2 protein-coding genes are annotated in these 2,440 nt (G+C 49.2%); both read right to left on the reverse strand.

From position 1 onward, the window contains the following. A partial coding sequence (locus QUB25_RS29530; protein ID WP_333189019.1) for a DUF4347 domain-containing protein occupies window positions 1-443 on the reverse strand: 443 nt, incomplete at its 3' end. 775 nt (window positions 444-1,218) lie between these two features. Then, window positions 1,219-2,440: calcium-binding protein (locus QUB25_RS29535; protein WP_333189021.1), on the reverse strand; the 1,222-nt coding region annotated here is incomplete at its 5' end.

Raw genomic sequence — 2,440 nt, forward strand, 5'->3', positions numbered from 1 at the left:
GCCGCAATATCAGCCCCGGTTAACTCGCCTAGGCGATCGACAAAATCGCTTCCCGAACCCGCCGCAACATCGCAACCGTAAAGCACAATATCGGCTTTGTCGATCAGCGCATTTCGCCACTCTTGCAACTGGCTTTCATATTGCGGCAAATTAGCCGAATCCAGCGTTGCAGAACCTAGCTGCAAGCTGCCAGAATTGCCGTGAGAAAAAATGTGAACTTGGCCTACAGTTTCCCCAGCAGCAGAAATTGTTTGCAGTTTCGCAGTAATTTGCTCGACTCCGTTACCATTTTTATCTAAAATGATGATCTCTGCACTGGGAAGCACGCCACCCGCAAGAGTTTGATAGTCATCTAAGTCGGGATCAATGAAGACAATAGATTTAGAACCAGCATTGGGGAAAACAGATTGTGAATCCATGTTAGTGGCAAAAGTTGAACTCATTTCGCATACCCATGAGAATGTTTACTATTTGCTGGTAGATTCACCTTGAAAGCAGAAGGCTAGAGATGCAGAAGGCAGTAGGCAGAATTAAAATCTCGGTGCTCGTTCCGGGAGATTAAAATTTAGGTAAAAACTTTAATTTTATCCCTAAGTGAAATCCGAGACTTGTCTCCCTAATCAGCTTAAGCTGTGTAAAAATTGCGATTTTCTTAGCAATTAACAGCAGAGGATGTAATGTAAATAGTCCGGCACGGGGAACCTCTCTATATAGATTTACCATGCACACCATTAGCCAGATAAGTAGTGCATCTAACCATTGGGAAGCCTTGGTCAGGGAAAATTAATAAAAGATTTTCGGGGGTTCCGAATTCCTGAAAATTGCTCTAGCTAGTACCTGATACATTCACATTAGATAAAACCAGGAAAAATGCCTAAAATTTTGATTACTTTAACTTTGTCCTACCTGGAAAAAACTTCCCTAGAATTTGAATTTAATGGTTGAGAAATCGGGCTTTATTCGGGCGCTACTTATGGCTAGCCAGCTCAGGATTGCAATAGACGGATGTGCCTCATTCTAGGTGTGGGCGATCGGCAATAAACAAGATTTATTACCGATCGCTGTTGAAAAGAATCAGATCGATCGCTCCTATTCGTTGGCGTAGCCCCCGTAGGGGCGGGCGACGCTAACGTCATCCACCAAATTTCAGGAGTTTGAGAGCTTTCTTCACCACTTATAAGCGGGCTGGCTGCTTATGGCGCACCCTACCCCAAGCAGTTAGATTGTTACCTGAGTGAAATCGGTAGCAGTGAGAATACCGGGGGTAATATTGTTAAGCTTCGCCAACAATTGATTGGTGTCCGTCACAGTAATCAAAGTTTGATTGTTGCTGGAAGTAATACTGAGTTGATTAAAACTCAAACCAGAATTCAACCCAATTAAATCCTCTCCCTTGCGGAAATCATTAATGATGTCGCTACCCAAACTTTGATTGAGGAAAAACACATCATTTCCCGAACCTCCCGTCAATGTATCGTCCCCAACATCCCCGGAAAGGAAATCGGCACCGCTGCCACCACTGAGAATATCATCACCTTTGCCGCCGTACAGGGTATCGTTACCGATGTCGCCGCAAAGCACATCGTTTTCATTGCCGCCCAACAGTAAGTCGTTGCCCTCACCGCCATCGAGACTGTCGTTTTCTTTGCCTCCGTACAGGCTATCGTTACCGATGTCGCCAAAAATCAGGTCTGTACCTTCATTGCCAAAGGCAATATCGTTGCCGTTTCCGGCATTAATTGTGTCATTTCCTAAGTTGCCTAAAATGTAGTCGTCACCATCTTCACCCAGCAAGATATCGTCCTCTTTACCACCGAAAATGCTGTCGTTGCCAACGCCGCCGGCAACTGTATCATTGCCGAGATCTCCCCTCAACAAGTCGTCGCCCTCGGCATCTACCACAGTGTCAGGATCTTTGCCAGCGTAGATGGTATCGTTGCCAGCGCCGCCAGAGATGAAATCGCTGCCTCCATTGCCGAAGATTGAGTCGTTATCTGCGCCGCCGTCAATGTTGTCATTGCCGCCCATGCCGTAGAGAGTATCGTTGCCGACTTGTCCGTTAATTGAGTCGTTGATGACACCGCCCATGATGAAATCGGTAGTGTCGCCACCGTTGATAGTTTGTTGGACGGGGTTGGGGGTGATGGTGGCAGGATCTAGTTGCGGGGCGTTGAGGCTATCGAGTAGGCAATCATCTGCCGCCGGAGTTGGAGTCGGTGTCGGTTCGGGCGTGGGAGTTGGCACCGGTTCGGGCGTGGGAGTTGGCGCCGGTTCGGGCGTGGGAGTTGGCGCCGGTTCGGGCGTGGGAGTTGGCGCCGGTTCGGGCGTGGGAGTTGGCGCCGGTTCGGGCGTGGGAGTTGGCGCCGGTTCGGGCGTGGGAGTTGGCGCCGGTTCGGGCGTGGGAGTTGGCGCCGGTTCGGGCGTGGGAGTTGGCGCCGGT

The sequence above is a fragment of the Microcoleus sp. B3-D7 genome (assembly GCF_036705305.1).
Classification (GTDB): Bacteria; Cyanobacteriota; Cyanobacteriia; order Cyanobacteriales; family Microcoleaceae; genus Microcoleus.